Source organism: Micromonospora sp. TSRI0369 (assembly GCF_001905625.1).
Taxonomy (GTDB): Bacteria; Actinomycetota; Actinomycetes; order Mycobacteriales; family Micromonosporaceae; genus Micromonospora; species Micromonospora echinospora_A.
The window spans coordinates 1-16,338 of record NZ_LIVU01000020.1; the positions used below are offsets into that span (position 1 = coordinate 1).

The 16,338-nt window shown below is 72.7% G+C and carries 10 protein-coding genes, 1 rRNA gene and 1 pseudogene; 8 read left to right on the forward strand and 4 right to left on the reverse strand.

From position 1 onward, the window contains the following. The first annotated feature begins 221 nt into the window (after positions 1 to 221). Positions 222 to 338: ribosomal RNA gene (gene rrf / locus AMK25_RS31175) — 5S ribosomal RNA — on the forward strand. A gap of 1,024 nt (positions 339 to 1,362) precedes the next feature. On the opposite strand, the gene AMK25_RS31180 is transcribed toward rrf, so the two are convergent. Next, the gene (locus AMK25_RS31180) at positions 1,363 to 2,040 is read right to left on the reverse strand and encodes a hypothetical protein (protein ID WP_073831945.1); all 678 of its coding nucleotides are present in this window, start codon (positions 2,038 to 2,040) and stop codon (positions 1,363 to 1,365) included. A gap of 69 nt (positions 2,041 to 2,109) precedes the next feature. On the opposite strand from AMK25_RS31180, the gene AMK25_RS31185 reads away from it, so the two are divergent. Genes AMK25_RS31185 through AMK25_RS31195 form a run of 3 tightly spaced genes read left to right on the forward strand, consistent with a single transcriptional unit; the run spans position 2,110 to position 6,606 of the window. Beyond that, positions 2,110 to 4,728 (forward strand): valine--tRNA ligase, encoded by a 2,619-nt coding sequence (locus AMK25_RS31185; protein ID WP_073831937.1) that lies wholly within the window; start codon positions 2,110 to 2,112, stop codon positions 4,726 to 4,728. Between the two features lie 58 nt (positions 4,729 to 4,786). Continuing rightward, entirely contained in the window at positions 4,787 to 6,139 is a 1,353-nt protein-coding gene (locus AMK25_RS31190; RefSeq protein WP_073831938.1) for a bifunctional folylpolyglutamate synthase/dihydrofolate synthase, read from the forward strand. Next, positions 6,136 to 6,606, forward strand: coding sequence for a DUF4233 domain-containing protein (locus AMK25_RS31195; RefSeq protein ID WP_073831939.1), 471 nt, complete (start codon positions 6,136 to 6,138; stop codon positions 6,604 to 6,606). Before AMK25_RS31190 ends, AMK25_RS31195 begins: the two co-directional genes overlap by 4 nt. 85 nt (positions 6,607 to 6,691) lie before the next feature. On the opposite strand, the gene AMK25_RS31200 is transcribed toward AMK25_RS31195, so the two are convergent. Then, positions 6,692 to 8,020 (reverse strand): VOC family protein, encoded by a 1,329-nt coding sequence (locus AMK25_RS31200; protein WP_073831940.1) that lies wholly within the window; start codon positions 8,018 to 8,020, stop codon positions 6,692 to 6,694. Between the two features lie 144 nt (positions 8,021 to 8,164). Between AMK25_RS31200 and ndk the strand changes: the two genes are divergently transcribed. Further along, entirely contained in the window at positions 8,165 to 8,590 is a 426-nt protein-coding gene (gene ndk / locus AMK25_RS31205) for a nucleoside-diphosphate kinase (protein WP_073831941.1), read from the forward strand. 60 nt (positions 8,591 to 8,650) lie between these two features. Here ndk and AMK25_RS31210 read toward each other — a convergent pair whose 3' ends face one another. Continuing rightward, complete coding sequence (locus AMK25_RS31210) at positions 8,651 to 9,091, reverse strand: carboxymuconolactone decarboxylase family protein (protein ID WP_073831942.1); 441 nt, start codon at positions 9,089 to 9,091, stop codon at positions 8,651 to 8,653. A 352-nt stretch (positions 9,092 to 9,443) separates the two neighbouring features. On the opposite strand from AMK25_RS31210, the pseudogene AMK25_RS31215 reads away from it, so the two are divergent. From AMK25_RS31215 to AMK25_RS31225, 3 genes and pseudogenes are all read left to right on the forward strand, one after another. Further along, positions 9,444 to 9,644, forward strand: a pseudogene (locus tag AMK25_RS31215) (alkaline phosphatase D family protein); the annotation flags it as partial. A 372-nt stretch (positions 9,645 to 10,016) separates the two neighbouring features. Continuing rightward, positions 10,017 to 13,163: an isoleucine--tRNA ligase gene (ileS, locus tag AMK25_RS31220; RefSeq protein ID WP_073831943.1), complete on the forward strand. Its 3,147-nt coding sequence runs from the start codon at positions 10,017 to 10,019 to the stop codon at positions 13,161 to 13,163. A 144-nt stretch (positions 13,164 to 13,307) separates the two neighbouring features. After that, a complete protein-coding gene (locus AMK25_RS31225; protein WP_073831944.1) occupies positions 13,308 to 14,000 on the forward strand; it encodes a lysophospholipid acyltransferase family protein in 693 nt (230 codons plus the stop codon). 4 nt (positions 14,001 to 14,004) lie between these two features. On the opposite strand, the gene AMK25_RS32920 is transcribed toward AMK25_RS31225, so the two are convergent. Next, complete coding sequence (locus tag AMK25_RS32920; RefSeq protein WP_241826575.1) at positions 14,005 to 16,200, reverse strand: hypothetical protein; 2,196 nt, start codon at positions 16,198 to 16,200, stop codon at positions 14,005 to 14,007. Positions 16,201 to 16,338: the final 138 nt, after the last annotated feature.

The following is a 16,338-nucleotide window of genomic DNA, read 5'->3' on the forward strand; positions in this document are numbered from 1 at the left end:
CACCGCCGCGCCGGAGACCGTCGGTACGCCCGCCAGGTAGGTGAAGACCAGCCGGTCCCGCACCGACCCGGGGCGTGGCACCCGGGCCCGGATCGCGAATCCCCTGTCGTCCAGCGGCAGCACGTCGTAGCGGGCCGCCTCGATCCAGCTAAGCTGCTACGCGTCCACTGTGCAACTCTGAACACACAACAACCCACGGTTGTTTGATATGTTCATAGAGTTACGGCGGTCATGGCGGAGGGGAAACGCCCGGTAACATTCCGAACCCGGAAGCTAAGCCCTCCAGCGCCGATGGTACTGCACTCGGGAGGGTGTGGGAGAGTAGGACACCGCCGGACAAACTTCGATTTCAGGGCCACCCCACACGGGGTGGCCCTGAAACGCATTCCCCCACAGCCGACCCGGCCGGCAACACACCGGCGCGAGATCCGGCCGCTACCCCGGTCCTAGCGGGGGTGGAGGCACTGCAGTCCTAGCCACTTCCCCGAAGTGGCGGCAACAGACTGCTCCGGACCCCGCCACTTCGCCGAGCTGGCGAGCCGGTCACCAGTTCCCCGACGTGGCGGCAACAGAGCGCCCCGGACCCCGCCACCTCCCCGAGCTGGTGGGCCGGTCGCCAGGTCCCCGAAGTGGCGGGCCGAACTGTGACGAACCGAGCGGCCACCACTACGGCGAAGTGGCGGCAACGAACTGCGCTGGACCCAGCCACCTCCCCGAACTGGCGGACGGGCCACCACTTCCTCGAGGTGGCGGCATGAAGTGCCCCGGACTCAGCCACCTCCCCGGACCGGCAGACGGGTCACCAGATCCCCGACTTCCCGCAACGAGTGCTGCCGACCCAGCCCTTTCGGCGAATGGCGGCCAAGTCCCCGAAGCGGCGGTAACGGAGCGCCCTCGCCCCCACCACTTCACCGAGCCGGCGAACCGGGCGACGACCACTCCGGCGATGTGGCGGCAACGGAGTGCCCGGAATGCAGCCACCTCCCCGAACTGGCGAATCGGCCACCAGTTCCCCGAAGTGGCGGCAACAGACTGCGCCGGACCCAGCCACCTCCCCGAGCTGGTGGGCCGGTCGCCACTTCACCGAAGTGAGGGCAACGGAGTGCTGCGAATCCCGCCACTCCCCGAGCTGGTGAACCAGGCAGACACCACTGCGGCGAAGTGGCGGCAACGGAGTGCCCGGGATGCAGCCACCTCCCCGAGCTGGCTGGCCGGGCCGCCACTACCCGGAAGCGGTCGCACGGGAGAAGGGCAGCGGAACGCGCTGAGGGCCGCCACTACAGCGACCTGGCGGGGACGGGGCAGGGCCGATGCGGTTTCATCGCCGTACTGGCGCGGACGGGTGACCGCCACGGTCGCGGATCAGCGGGTCTGGACGGACTCGCGGATCTCGCGGAACAGGGCTGCGGCGGCGTCGACCGTCCGACCCGGGAACATGCCCATCACCACGCTGCCGTGATCGGCCCACCCGCACACCGCGAAGTCACCGCCGTCGCCGCTTGTCGTACCGCACTTCATCACGCCACCCAGGCGGCCCGCGTCCACCTCGCGCAGGCCGGCCACCCGGCCGGTCTCGTCGGCCATCAGGCCGAAGAGGGTGTCGAGGTCGCGTTCGGGTTGCCAGAGCAGCGTGGTGCCGCCGAAGAGCAGCACCGAGCGCTTGGCGTCCCCGCGGTCGGAGTAGACGGCGCCGTAGCCGCGGTCCAGCTCGATGTCGGCGGCAAGGCCGTCACGCAGGTAGTCGGCGGTGCTGCGGGCCCTCTCGCTGTCGTCGCGCACCAGCCCGGCCACCTCGGCCGGCTGGCCGAGAGTGGTGTCCTTCTGCTGGAGTACGCGCCATCCGCCCAGCCCGAGCGTGCCGGCGCCGGCCAGGCCGGCCACGAGCAGCGCGGCCAGGACGATCTTCCGGCGCCGCGAGACGGTACGGCGTTCGGGCTCCTGCGCAGGGTCGCGGCGGCTCAGCTCGATCGGCTCTTCGGTCAGCTCGACCGGATCGGAACCCCCGTCGACCGGGCGCTCGGTGAGATGCGCGTCGGACATGACCGCCACCGTACGCGAATCACAGGTGGCGCACGTCAGGTCCTCGAAAGCGCTCCGTAGACTTTCAGGGTGACCGAGAGACTGGATGCCCGACGCCCCGACGCCCCGACCCTCGCCGGCCAGTACCAGCCCGGCGAGGTAGAGCAGCGACGGTACGAGCAGTGGGTAGCCGGCGGACACTTCCGGGCGTCGGCGGACAGCGACAAGCCGCCGTTCACCATCGTCATCCCGCCGCCCAACGTCACCGGCTCGCTGCACATGGGCCACGCGTTCGAGCACACGCTCATGGACGCGCTCACCCGGCGCAAGAAGATGCAGGGGTACGAGGCGCTCTGGCTGCCGGGCATGGACCACGCCGGCATCGCCACCCAGAACCTGGTCGAGCGGCAGCTCGCCGGTGAGGGGCTGTCCCGCCACGACCTCGGCCGGGAGAAGTTCGTCGAGCGGGTCTGGCAGTGGAAGGCCGAGTCCGGCGGCGCGATCCTCGGCCAGATGCGCCGGCTGGGCGACGCGGTCGACTGGGACCGCGAGCGTTTCACCATGGACGAGGGCCTGTCCCGGGCCGTGCAGACCATGTTCAAGAAGCTCTTCGACGACGGGCTCATCTACCGGGCCAACCGGATCATCAACTGGTGCCCGCGCTGCCTCACCGCGCTGTCCGACATCGAGGTGGAGCACACCGACGACGAGGGCGAGCTGGTCTCGATCCGCTACGGCGACGAGGTGGTGGTGGCCACCACCCGCGCCGAGACGATGCTCGGTGACACCGCGGTGGCCGTGCACCCGGACGACGAGCGGTACCGGCACCTGATCGGCACCGAGGTGGAGCTTCCGCTCACCGACCGGCGGATCCCGATCGTCGCCGACGAGCACGTCGACCCGAGCTTCGGCACCGGCATGGTCAAGGTGACCCCGGCGCACGACCCGAACGACTTCGAGATCGGCCAGCGGCACGACCTGCCCTCGCTGACGATCATGGACGAGCGCGGGATCGTCACCGCGCCCGGCCCGTTCGAGGGCCTGGACCGGTACGAGGCCCGCCCGGCGATCGTCGCGGCGCTGCGTGAGCAGGGCCGGATCGTGGCCGAGAAGCGGCCGTACCTGCACGCGGTGGGGCACTGCTCGCGGTGCAAGACGACTGTCGAGCCGCGGCTGTCGCTGCAGTGGTTCGTCAACACCGGGCCGCTCGCGAAGGCCGCCGGCGACGCGGTGCGCGACGGCCGGGTGGCGATCGAGCCGGCCGAGCTGGCCAAGCGCTACTTCGCCTGGGTCGACAACATGCACGACTGGTGCATCTCCCGCCAGCTGTGGTGGGGTCACCGCATCCCCGTCTGGTACGGCCCGGACGGCGAGATCGTCTGCGTCGGCCCGGACGAGGAGCCGCCGTCCGGCGAGGGCTGGCGGCAGGACGAGGACGTGCTGGACACCTGGTTTTCCAGCGGCCTGTGGCCGTTCTCCACGCTCGGCTGGCCCGAGCGCACCCCGGACCTGGCGAAGTTCTACCCGACGAGTGTGCTGGTCACCGGCTACGACATCCTGTTCTTCTGGGTCGCCCGGATGATGATGTTCGGCCTGTACGCGATGGACGGCGTGCAGCCGTTCGACGTGGTGGCGCTGCACGGCATGGTCCGCGACGAGCACGGCAAGAAGATGTCGAAGTCGTTCGGCAACGTGGTGGACCCGCTGGACTGGATCGACCGCTTCGGCGCCGACGCCACCCGGTTCACGCTGGCGCGGGGCGCCAACCCCGGCCAGGACGTGCCGGTCAGCGAGGAGTGGTGCCAGGGCTCCCGCAACTTCTGCAACAAGCTCTGGAACGCCACCCGGTTCGCGCTGCTCAACGGCGCGCACACCGGTGGCCCGCTGCCGGACGCCGCCGACCTCTCCACCGTCGACAGGTGGATCCTGTCCCGGCTGGCGCACGTCACCGCCGAGGTGGACGAGCAGTTCGAGGCGTACGAGTTCGCCAAGGTCTGTGACCTGCTCTACCACTTCGCCTGGGACGACGTCTGCGACTGGTACGTGGAGTTGAGCAAGCCGGTGCTCGCCGAGGGCGGGCCGGCTGCCGACGCCACCCGCCGGGTGATCGGTCACGTGCTGGACCAGCTCCTGCGGCTGCTGCACCCGGTCATCCCGTTCGTCACCGACGAGCTGTGGTCCGCGCTCAGCGGCGGCGAGACCGTGCTGACGGCCTCCTGGCCGGTCGCCGACCGTACTCTGATCGACGACGCCGCGGAGGGCGAGGTCGCCACCCTCCAGCGGGTGGTGACCGAGGTCCGGCGGTTCCGCTCGGACCAGGGGCTGCGGCCGACCCAGCGGGTGGCCGCCCGGCTCGACGGCCTGGCCGGCGCGGGCATCGCGGCGCACGAGCCGCTGGTCCGCTCGCTGGCCCGGCTCGACGCGCCAGGCGACGACTTTCAGGCCAGCGCCACGCTGGCCATGCCCGGCGCGGTGAGCGTCGCGCTGGACACCCGTGGCTCGATCGACGTGGCCGCCGAGCGTGCCCGGCTCACCAAGGACCGGGCGGCGGCCGAGAAGGAGGCCACCCAGGCGCGGGCGAAGCTGGACAATCCGGCGTTCGTCGGCAAGGCGCCCGAGCCGGTGGTGGCGAAGATCCGCGAACGGCTGGCGGTGGCCGAGGCGGACCTGGTCCGGATCGACGCCGCCCTGGAGGCGCTGCCCTCGTGAGCGCGAGGAGTGAGCCGGGCTTGCGAGCCCCGCAGTCGCGAACGAAAGATGGCTCCGCATGAGCGAACGCACTGACCGCACCGACCGCACCGCGTTCGCCGAGGTGGAAGCCGCGCTCAACGCGCGCGGCTTCACCCGGATGCGCTTCGAGCTGGAGAAGATCGAGACCCTGCTCGACCTGCTCGGCAGCCCGCAGCGGGCGTACCCGTCGATCCACCTGACCGGCACCAACGGCAAGACCTCGACGGCCCGGATGATCGACTCGCTGCTGCGGGCGTTCGGGCTGCATACCGGGCGCTACACCAGCCCGCACCTGGAGACCGTGCGGGAGCGGATCAGCCTGGACGGCGAGGCGGTGAGCGAGGAGCGGTTCGTGGCCACGTACCGCGAGATCGCGCCGCTGGCCGAGCTGGTCGACCAGCGGTTCGCCGAGCCGCTGACGTACTTCGACATGACCACGGCGCTGGCGTTCGCCACGTTCGCCGACGCCCCTGTCGACGTGGCGGTGGTGGAGGTCGGGCTCGGTGGCGCGGAGGACGCGACGAACGTGATCCAGGCCGGCGTCGCCGTGATCACCCCGATCGGGCTGGATCACACCGAGTGGCTCGGCGACACGATCGAGGACATCGCGCTGCACAAGGCGGGCATCATCCACCCCGGCGCCACGGTGATCGCGGCGGCGCAGGAGGAGGAGGCGGCCCGCCCGATCCTGGAGCGCTGTGCCGAGGTAAACGCCACAGTCGCGCGCGAGGGCGCCGAGTTCGGCGTGCTGCGCCGCGCGGTCGCGGTCGGCGGCCAGGTGCTGACCATCCAGGGCCTGGGCGGGGTGTACGAGGAGATCTTCATCCCGCTGCACGGCGCGCACCAGGCGCAGAACGCCGCGGTGGCGCTGGCCGCGGTGGAGGCGTTCCTCGGCGCCGGGGCCCGGCGGCAGCTCGACATCGAGGCGGTCCGCGAGGGCTTCGCCGCGACCAGTTCGCCGGGTCGGCTGGAGCGGGTGCGTACCGCCCCGACGGTGCTGCTCGACGGCGCGCACAACCCGCACGGCATGGCCGCCACGGTCGCCGCGGTGCAGGAGGAGTTCGCGTTCAGCAAGCTCGTCGGCGTGCTGGCGGTGCTCGGCGACAAGGACGCGGCGAGCCTGCTCGAACTGCTCGAACCGGTGCTCGACTCGATCGTGGTGGCGGAGAACAGCTCGCCCCGGGCGATGCCGGTGGACGAGCTGGCCGAGCTGGCGCGGGAGATCTTCGGGCCGGAGCGGGTGCAGGCGACCCGGGAGATGCCCGACGCCATCGAGGCGGCGGTGGCGGAGGCCGAGTCCGACGTGCCGGGCGAGCTGTCCGGGGTGGGCGTGCTGGTCACCGGATCGGTGGTGACAGTGGCCGACGCCCGCCGGCTGCTCAAGCGATGACCGGCCCGCAGCAGGGTACGGGCGCCGAGCCGCAGCCGACTGGCGCTGAGCGGTCCGTCGGCGCCGAGCAGGCCGGCCCCGAGCAGGCGGTCGGCGACACGTCGGAGGGGCAGGCCCCGAGCGGCGAGCGCCGGTCCGGCCTGCGGAACCCGGACAAGGCCGTACGCGGGCTGGGCGCCGGCACGATGGCGCTGGAGGCGCTGGTGCTGCTGCTGGCCATCCAGCCGATCCGGGTGGTCGGCGGTGACCTGGGCGGCGCGGCGATCGGCGCGATCGTGGCGCTGGCGGTCGCCTGCGTGGTGCTGGCCGGCATGATGCGCCGCTCGTGGGCGTGGCACGCCGGCACCGTACTCCAGGGTCTGCTGCTGCTCTCCGGGCTGCTGCACTGGTCGCTGTTCGCGCTCGGGGTGATGTTCGCGCTGGTGTGGGCGTACGCGCTGCACGTGCGGCGGGTCATCCTCGGCTGAGCGGCGCGGCGCGGCGCGGTTCCGCGTGTTAAGAAGGGCCCCTTCCTCTACCTGAGGCGTTAAGAAGGGGCCCTTCCTTACACCCTCAGGCGTCGGCGAGTGAGCGCCACTGGGTCAGGGCTACGCCGTGGCCGTCGGGGTCGCGGAAGGCCGCCGCCCACACCTCCAGCTTGGTGCCCCGGTTCACCACGCGCGGCGCGTACGTGAACCGGACGCCCGATTCGCGCAGCCGCTCGTACGCGCCCTGGATGTCGTCCACCTCGAGGTTGACGTGCACCAGGCGGCGGCTGATCGGGGCGGCGCCGGTGACCCGGCGCAGCACCAGCCGGGTCGGCCCGGAGGAGAGCACGGCGTTGCCCTCGCCCCGGTCCAGTTCGTCGAAGCCGAGTTCGCGGTAGAAGTCGAGAGACCGGTCCAGGTCGGTGACGAGCAGGGTGATGCCGACGCCGCTGATGGGGCTGCCCAGCTCGTCCGGCTCGGCCGCGCCTGCCGAGCCGGACGGGCCGAAGATGGCCTCGTCCAGTTCCTCAGCGGTGGGCGGCGTGTCGGAGCGCCGGGGCGCGTCCGAGGGGTCGTCCAGCGGCACGTCGATCGGGTCGGGCACGGTCTCGACGGGCACGGTGTCGGCCGCCGCGGCGCCGGCGCGCGTGCTGTCGGGTTCCGGGGCGCCGATCGGCTCCTCGGCGGGGGCGCGGGGCGCCGGGGCGCGGCGGGGGAGCGGACCGGCGGCGGCCGGTTCGACGAGCTGCCCCTCCAGCACCATCCGGCCGCTGGGGCTCTGGTGCAGCACCACCGGCTCGCGCTCGTCGGCCCGCGGCGGGACGTCGTCCAGGTACTCCTCCGGCGCGGGCGGGTAGTCGTCGCGGAAGTCGTCCTCGGGCGCGCGCCCGGCCCACGGCGGCGCCTCCTGCGCGATCAGCGGCTCGTCCAGCGGGTCCGGGGCGTCGTACTCGGGGGGCAGGTCGGCCACCGCGGCGGCGGTCTCCGCGTGGGTGGGCACCTCGTCCCAGAGGACGCGTACGTGCCGCTGGTCGTCCAGCGCCACCCGGACCGGCAGCGCCTGGCCCAGCGAGGGCCACTTGGCGACCGGCACCCGCGGCTCGATGATCTTCTTGGAGCGGGGCGGCAGTCCGGGCGCGTCGATCACCAGTTGCAGCTCGCAGCGGCCGAACGCGTACTGGGTGGGTGGTTCGGAGGCGCTGTGCACGTGGCCCAGCCCGATCACCCAGGTGCGGCCGCCGCCGCGTACCGTGGCCAGCGCGATCGCCAGCACCAGCAGCGCCACGCCGAGCGCGACGATGGCCCAGCTGGTCATGCCCAGCCCGAACACCGTCACGAAGGTGGCGACGGTGCCCAGCACCGTGCCGATCAGTTTGCGTACCGGCGCGATAGTGCGGTTCCCGCCATTCGCCACAGTGGACCTCCCAGGGGTTCCAGGGCCAGGCTAGGCCGCCACGGCGGGCCAGGGAAGACGCAGCCGCCGCGCCGGCGCCGGGACCGGGTCGCTACGCTGACCGTACCCAGCTGACCCCGTTTGAGTGCGCAGGAGGAAACCAGCGTGTCCAGCAGCAGCCCGGACGAGCGGACGCTCGTACTGATCAAGCCCGACGCGGTGCGCCGCGGTCTGGTGGGCGAGATCCTGTCCCGTTTCGAGCGCAAGGGCCTGCGGATCGACGCGATGGTGAGCCGGAGCATGGACGGCGACTTCGCCGACCAGCACTACGCCGAGCACGTGGACAAGCCGTTCTACCCGCCGCTGAAGACGTTCATGACCAGTGGCCCGCTGGTGGCGCTGGTGCTCTCCGGCGATCAGGTGATCGAGGTGGTGCGCGCGATGATCGGCAGCACCGACGGCCGCAAGGCCGCCGCCGGCACGATCCGGGGCGACCTGTCGCTGTCGAACCGGGAGAACCTGGTGCACGCCTCCGACTCGGCGGACAGCGCCAAGCGCGAGATCGCGCTCTGGTTCCCCGAGCTGGCCTGACCGACGCGCCGGCGGCCCCGGCCCGCTCCTGGCGGGACCGGGGCCGTCGTGTGTCGGCGATCAGACCTGCGCCGGCGGCTGCGTCCGGCAGGTCACCGCGACCCGGTTCCACACGTTGATCGTGGCGATCGCCACCACCAGGTCGGCCAGCTCCTTCTCCGACCACACCTTCGCCGCGGCGTCCCAGACGTCGTCCGGTACGCCGTGCTCGCCGAGCCGGGTCACCGCGTCGGTGAGGGCCAGTGCGGCCCGCTCCCGCTCGTCGAAGAACGGCGCTTCGCGCCACGCCGCGACCGCGAACAGCCGGCGGCTGTCCTCCCCGGCCCCCAGCGCCTCCCGGCTGTGCATGTCCACGCAGAACGCGCAGCCGTTGAGCATCGACGCCCGCAGCTTCACCAGCTCCAGCACGGTGTGGTCCACGTTCGTCCGGACGTACTTCTCCAGGCCCAGCACGGCCTGGTACGCCTCCGGCGCCACCGCCGCCATGTCCATCCGGCTCATCGCCGCCTCCTCGTTGGTTGGGGTACGCGCACAGGACGGGGCACGGCGGGCCCGGCGTGACGCGCCTGCGGTGTGACGGTGGTCATGGCCGGGCCGACAACAGTCGTTGACGTTCCGGTCACCTCGACCGGAGTTCCCGGCCACCTGCGGCCGGTAGACCGGGCTGGCGACACTGCCGAGACCGGGAGAACCCATGACGCACATCGATCGACGTACCCTGCTCCGCGCCGGCCTGGTCGCCGGCGCCGGAGTCGCCGGCGGCGCGCTGCTCGGCGCGCCCGGCGCGCCCGCCGCACCCGGCCTGCGGCCCGGCGGCCGGCCGCTGCTCACCCACGGCGTGCAGAGCGGCGACGTGACGCTGGACGGCACGTTCGGCCCGAAGGCGGTGTTCGTGCACGCCCCGCCGCGCGCCAACACCTCCCCGGCCGAGGGCTTCCAGCACTTCGGCGAGGTCACGATCGACGGCCCGTCGGCGGCCCTGACGGTCCACCTGCGGGACCGCTCCGGCGCCTCGCTCTGGACCACCACCCTCCCGGCCCCGTCGCGCCGCTGACACCCGGCCCGACCTCGGTGATCATGAGGTTCGCGGCGATGTGGATCTCCGATTCCGCCGTCAACCTCATGATCGCCGGGCAGTGGAATACCCGGCGGCGCGGCACGGCGGGCAGGGGGGCGAGTACGCTTGGGCGTACAGGCGACGACCCGGCCATCACCGGTGAGCCTCCGGAAGAACAGCCGGTTGACCGGCCCAGTAGAACCGGACGGGACGGCCCGTCACAGCCGGCCAACGAGCGGGCGGTCGCACCTCGGCCGCCAAGCGGGGTGGTACCGCGGGCCACGTCCGGGACGCCGGTCACGGCGTACCGGCTTCGGCTCGTCCTCGCAGACCACTGACGAGTGAGCTGCTGAGGGAGAGCGACAGGCGATGGCCTATCCGTTGCACGACCCGACCGGCGCCGGTGTCCCGGCGAGCCCGGACCTGCCTGCGGTCGAGCGCCGGGTGCTGGAGCACTGGACGGCCGACAAGACCTTCGAGGCGTCGGTCGAGGCCCGCGACGCCGGCCGCGACGGCGAGAACGAGTACGTCTTCTACGACGGCCCGCCGTTCGCCAACGGCCTGCCGCACTACGGCCACCTGTTCACCGGCTACGTCAAGGACGTGGTGCCGCGCTACCAGACCATGCGCGGGCGGCGCGTCGAGCGCCGGTTCGGCTGGGACTGCCACGGCCTGCCCGCCGAGGTGGTGGCCGAGAAGCAGCTCGGCATCACCACCAAGGCGGAGATCCTCGACCTCGGCGTGGCCCGGTTCAACGAGGCCTGCCGCGCGTCGGTGCTGGAGTTCACCCAAGACTGGGAGCGGTACGTCACCCGGCAGGCCCGCTGGGTCGACTTCGCCAACGACTACAAGACGCTCGACCTGGACTACATGGAAAGCGTCATGTGGGCCTTCAAGACCCTGCACGACAAGGGCCTGGTCTACGAGGGCTTCCGCGTGCTGGCGTACTGCTGGCGGTGCGAGACCCCGCTGTCGAACACCGAGACCCGGATGGACGACGTCTACCGGGACCGGCACGACCCGACGCTCACCGTCTGGTTCGGGCTGACCGCCGACGAGAACGCGCCGGAGCTGCTGCGCGGGCCGGTCAAGCTGGGCGTCTGGACCACCACGCCGTGGACGCTGCCGTCGAACCTGGCGCTCGCCGTCGGCCCCGACATCGAGTACGCCGTGCTGGAACGCGACGGCGAGCGCTACGTCGTCGGCGCCGCGCGCCTCGGCGCGTACGCCAAGGAGCTGGAGGGGTACGAGCAGGTCGGCACCGTGTACGGCCGGGACCTGGTCGGGCGTCGCTACACGCCGCTGTTCGACTTCCTGGTCGAGCCGGCCGGGGAGAACGCCTACCAGGTGCTCGCCGCGGACTTCGTCACCACCGAGGACGGCACCGGGATCGTCCACCTCGCCCCCGCGTTCGGTGAGGACGACCAGAACGTCTGCAACGCCGCCGGCATCCCCACCGTCGTGACCGTGGACGACCACACCCGGTTCACCGCGCTGGTGCCGCCGTACCAGGGCGAGCAGGTCTTCGACGTGAACAAGCCGGTGATCCGGGAACTGAAGGAGCGGGGGGTGGTGCTGCGGCAGGACACGTACACCCACTCGTACCCGCACTGCTGGCGCTGCGACACCCCGCTGGTCTACAAGGCGGTGTCGTCGTGGTTCGTCGCGGTGACGAAGTTCAAGGACCGGATGGTCGAGCTGAACCAGCAGATCAACTGGACGCCCGGCCACATCAAGGACGGCTCGTTCGGCAAGTGGCTGGCGAACGCCCGGGACTGGTCGATCAGCCGGAACCGGTTCTGGGGCTCGCCGATCCCGGTGTGGCGCTCCGACGACCCGAACTACCCGCGGGTGGACGTGTACGGCTCGCTGGCCGACATCGAGCGTGACTTCGGCGTACGCCTGACCGACCTGCACCGGCCGGCGGTGGACGACCTGGTCCGCCCCAACCCGGACGACCCGACGGGCAAGTCGATGATGCGCCGGGTGCCGGAGGTGCTGGACTGCTGGTTCGAGTCCGGCTCGATGCCGTTCGCCCAGGTGCACTACCCGTTCTCCAACCGCGAGTGGTTCGAGCACCACTACCCGGGTGACTTCATCGTCGAGTACATCGGGCAGACCCGCGGCTGGTTCTACACCATGCACGTGCTGGCCACCGCGCTGTTCGACAGGCCGGCGTTCCGCAACTGCCTCAGCCACGGCATCCTGCTCGGCTCGGACGGCCGCAAGATGTCCAAGAGCCTGCGCAACTACCCGGACGTCTACCACGTGTTCGACTCCTACGGGTCGGACGCGATGCGGTGGATGCTGATGTCCTCGCCGGTGCTGCGCGGCGGCGACATGGCGGTCACCGAGTCGCTGATCCGGGACGCGGTGCGCCAGGTGCTGCTGCCGCTGTGGAACGTCTGGTACTTCTTCTCGCTCTACGCCAACGCCGACGGCTACACCGCGCGTCGCCGTACCGACTCCACACACGTGCTGGACCGGTACGTGCTGGCGAAGACGAACGAGCTGGTGGCGACCGTCGGCGCGCAGATGGACGCGTACGACATCTCCGGCGCGTGCGCCACCGTGCGGTCCTACCTCGACGCGCTCACCAACTGGTACGTGCGCCGGTCCCGGGACCGGTTCTGGGCCGGCGACGCGGACGCGTTCGACACGCTCTCGACAGTGCTGGAGACGCTGTGCCGGGTGGTGGCGCCGCTGGTGCCGCTGACCGCCGAGGAGATCTGGCGCGGGCTGACCGGCGAGCGTTCGGTGCACCTGACCGACTGGCCGCAGGCGGACGAGTTCCCGGCCGACCACGAGCTGGTCTCCGCGATGGACAACGTCCGGGCGGTCGCCTCGGCGGCGCTGTCCCTGCGCAAGGCCAAGGGCCTGCGGGTACGGCTGCCGCTGGCGAAGCTGACAGTGGCCTCGCCCGTCGCGGCCCAGCTGCGGCCCTTCGCCGACCTGGTCGCCGACGAGGTCAACGTGAAGGAGGTCGTGCTCAGCGACGAGGTGTCCGCGTACTGCCAGCAGGTCCTCACGGTGGTGCCGCGGGCGCTCGGCCCGCGCGTCGGCAAGGCCGTCCAGCAGGTGATCAAGGCGGTCAAGGCGGGGGAGTGGGAGCTGCGCGACGGCGCCCCGGTCGCCGCCGGGGTCACCCTCGCCGAGGGCGAGTACGAGCTGCGCCTGGTCGCCGCCGACGCGGAGCACTCCGCGCCGCTGCCCGGCGGTGAGGGCGTGGTCGTGCTGGACACCGAGGTGACGCCGGAGCTGGCCGCCGAAGGGCTGGCCCGGGACGTGGTCCGGGTCGTGCAGCAGGCCCGCCGTGACGCCGACCTGGACGTCTCGGACCGGATCACGGTGGCCGTCTCCGCCTCCGAGGAGGTACGCGCGGCGGTCGCCGCGTACACCGAGTTCGTGGCCCGGGAGGTGCTGGCCGACAGCATCGACTTCGCCGAGGGCCTCGACGGCTTCGCCGGCGAGGCCGGAGACGGCGAGCGGGTCACAGTGACGGTCCGGAAGGTCTGAGCCGGACCGGGCGCCCTCCCCCACCCCTGCGGGTGGGGGAGGGCCCAGCCCCAGCGAGTGGACTGCGGGCCACCCGCTCGGTGGCGGACGGCCGCGTCGGCTACCGTGACAGCGCCTGTTTCACGTACGACCGCCGGAGGACCCGTGCCCCTGCTCTACACCATCGGCAAGCTCACCGTGGCGCCCGCGCTCCGGTTGGCCTTCCGTCCGCACGTGGAGGGGTTGGAGCACATCCCGGCGACCGGCGGCGCGATCTTCGCCAGCAACCACCTCTCCGTCGCCGACGAGCTGCTGCTCGGCACCGTGGTGCCCCGCCACCTGGCGTTCTGGGCCAAGTCGGAGTACTTCAACGGCACCGGGCTCAAGGGCGGCTTCTCCAAGTTCGTGCTCACCGGGCTGGGCGCGATCCCGGTCGAGCGGGCCGGCGGCCGGGCGGCGCTCACCGCGTTCGACGCGGCGATCCCGGTGCTCAAAGCCGGTGACCTGGTCGCCGTCTACCCCGAGGGCACCCGCTCGCCGGACGGGCGGCTCTACCGCGGGCGTACCGGCACCGTCCGGCTCGCGATCGCCGCCGGTGTGCCGGTCATCCCGGTCGGCGTGACCGGCACCGACAAGGCCCAGCCGATCGGTACGCGGGTGCCGCGACCCGGGCGCGCCAAGATCACGATGAAGTTCGGCAAGCCGCTGGACTTCACCGGGCGTCCCGACGACCGCACGTCGCTGCGCGCGATGACCGACGAGATGATGGCCGAGATCCAGAAGCTCAGCGGCCAGGAGTACGTCCCGCGCTACGCGCCGAAGCGCGCCGACCAGGCCGCCGGTGAGCAGACCGCCTGAGCGGTCAGGACTTCGGCACCACCACGCGCTGACGCAGATCGTTCAGTAGCCGCCCGCTGTCGTCCACGGACAGCCGGGTGAACACGCCAGTGGTCAGACTGCCGTGGTCGGCGGAGGTGCAGACCACCACCGAGTCGCCGTCCGCCTGGCCGACCGCGCAGCGCGCGTACCGGCCCCGGACGCCGGTCTCCACGTTCACCGACTCCTTCAGGGCGTACTCCCCGGCGAGGCGGTCGATCTCCGCCTTGGCGTCCGACTCCGGGCTGAACCGCAGGCCGGTGCTGCCGAACAACGTCACCCGCTTGCCGTCGCTCGTCGTGTAGATGCCCGCGAACGTGTCCTCGGCGAGCAGGTTCGACTCGCGTACCCGGCTCTTCAGCTCCTCGGCGGCGGCCTGACTGCGCTCGTCCTGGCGCAGCCGCATCGAGTCGATCTGGTCCGGGAGGCTGGCGCGGGCCGGGTACTGGTTGGAGATCGGCTGGAACCACCAGAGCGGCAGGCCGCAGCAGCACGCGACGCTGAGCAGCAGCACCCAGGGCCAGCGGCGCCGGCGGCGGGTCCGCTTGGGCGGCTGCTGCCAGCCCGGTGGCGGCGCGACAGGCGGCCCGGCCTTGCCCCGGCGCTGCTTCGGCGGCCGCCCCGGCTTCGCCGGCCGGGGTGTGGCGGGAGGCGCCGCCGGTGGCAGGGGACGGGCTGCCGGTGCGGCGGGGTACTGCGGCGCGTGCGGCGGCGACACCGGCCGGGCCGGCCCGGCCGGGTGGTACGGCGGCGGCTGATGTGGCGGCGGCGAGACCGGCCGGGCGGCCGGAGCGGCGGGGTGCGCCGGGTGGTGCGGCGGAGTGGAGACCGGCCGGGCGGCGGGCGGCTGTGGGTGGGGCGGCTGTAAGTGGGGCGGCGCCGGGTGGGCCGGGTGGGGGTTCGGCGTCGACCAGGGCGCGGTGTACGGCAGCGTCGGCGTCAGGGGCGGCAGCTCCGGCGCGTGCAGCTCCCAGCCGGTGGTGTCCACCCCCTCCCACGGGTCGACCGGCGTGGCGTGCTCGGGCGAGTCCAGCGGCGGCACCGGCGTGGGCTCGGCGGACGCGCCCCAGCGGGGCCGGCTCGGCGCCGGTGGCGGGACGGCGGCGGAGCCGCTCCAGCGCGGCGCCTCGACCCGGGTGGCGTTCGGGCCGTTCTCCACCCGGGTCGGGTTCGGTGCGTCGTCCACCCGGGTGGGGTCCGGCGTGGTGGCCGGGGGTGGCTGCGGTGCGGCGTCGATCCGGGTCGGGTCGGGCGTGGTGGCCGCCGGCGGCTGCGGGGCCGCGTCGATCCGGGTCGGGTCCGGCTGGCGGGCGGTCCGGGGGGTGGGGACGGGTGTGGTCCGGCCCGGCACCGGGGCCGACCCCCGGGCCCGGGGGACCGGCACCTGCGGGACGGTGTCGGTCCCGCCGGCGGCCGTCGCGGTGGTCTCGGCCGGCGTTCCGACGCTCTCACCAGTCGCTGCGGCGGTTTCGGCCGTTGTCCCGGCGGTCTCGGCGGTTGTTCCGGCGTTCTCGGCCGGTGCCGCGGCGTTCTCGGCCGGTGTTCCGGCGGTCTCGGCGGTTGTTCCGGCGGCCTCGGCCGTTGTTTCGGCGTCGGTTGCCGGGGCGTCAGCGCTGTCGGCGGGCGTCTCGGTGCCGGCGGCGGGGGTCGCAGCCCCGTCCGTGGCCGTCTCGGTCACGGCGGACCGGACCTCGTCGGTGGGCGCCTCGGTTCCGGCGGGCTGGACCTTCTCGGTGGGCGTCTCGGTCTCGATGGGCTGGACCTTGTCGGTGGGCTTCTCGGTGCCGGTGGGCTCGACCTTGTCCGTGGGCGTCTCGGGTGCGGCGTCGACCTCGTTCGTGGACGTCTCCGCCTCGGTGGCGTCGACCTCGTTCGTGGACGTCTCGGCCTCGGTGGTCCGCGGCTGCGCGACGGCGTCGTGCGGAGGCGCGGCGGCGGGCTCGGTGGGCGCCTGCGCATCGGCGGGAGCGCCGGTCGGTGCGGCTTCGGACGGCTGGTCCCCGGGCGTCGCGAGGGCGTCCGGCCCGGTGGACGGCTGGCCTTCGGGCGCGGCGGCGGGCGGCGACGCCGGAGCGGAGGCGCCGGTGGCGTCCTCGGTGTCGACGGCGGTGGCCTGCTCGGTGACGGTCGGCTCCTCGGCCCCGTCGGCCGGCCGGCCCGCCCCCGGCTGCGGCTGCGGCATCGCGGCTATCTCCTCTCGCGCCCGTTGCGAGGTTAGTACCGCCCCGCCACCCAGGACTAATCCCGCCCGCTCGCCGGCCCCACTCCGGTGATCAAGGAGTTCGTGTCCGGTGGGAGCGGGCGGGGTCAAGGGGTGAGT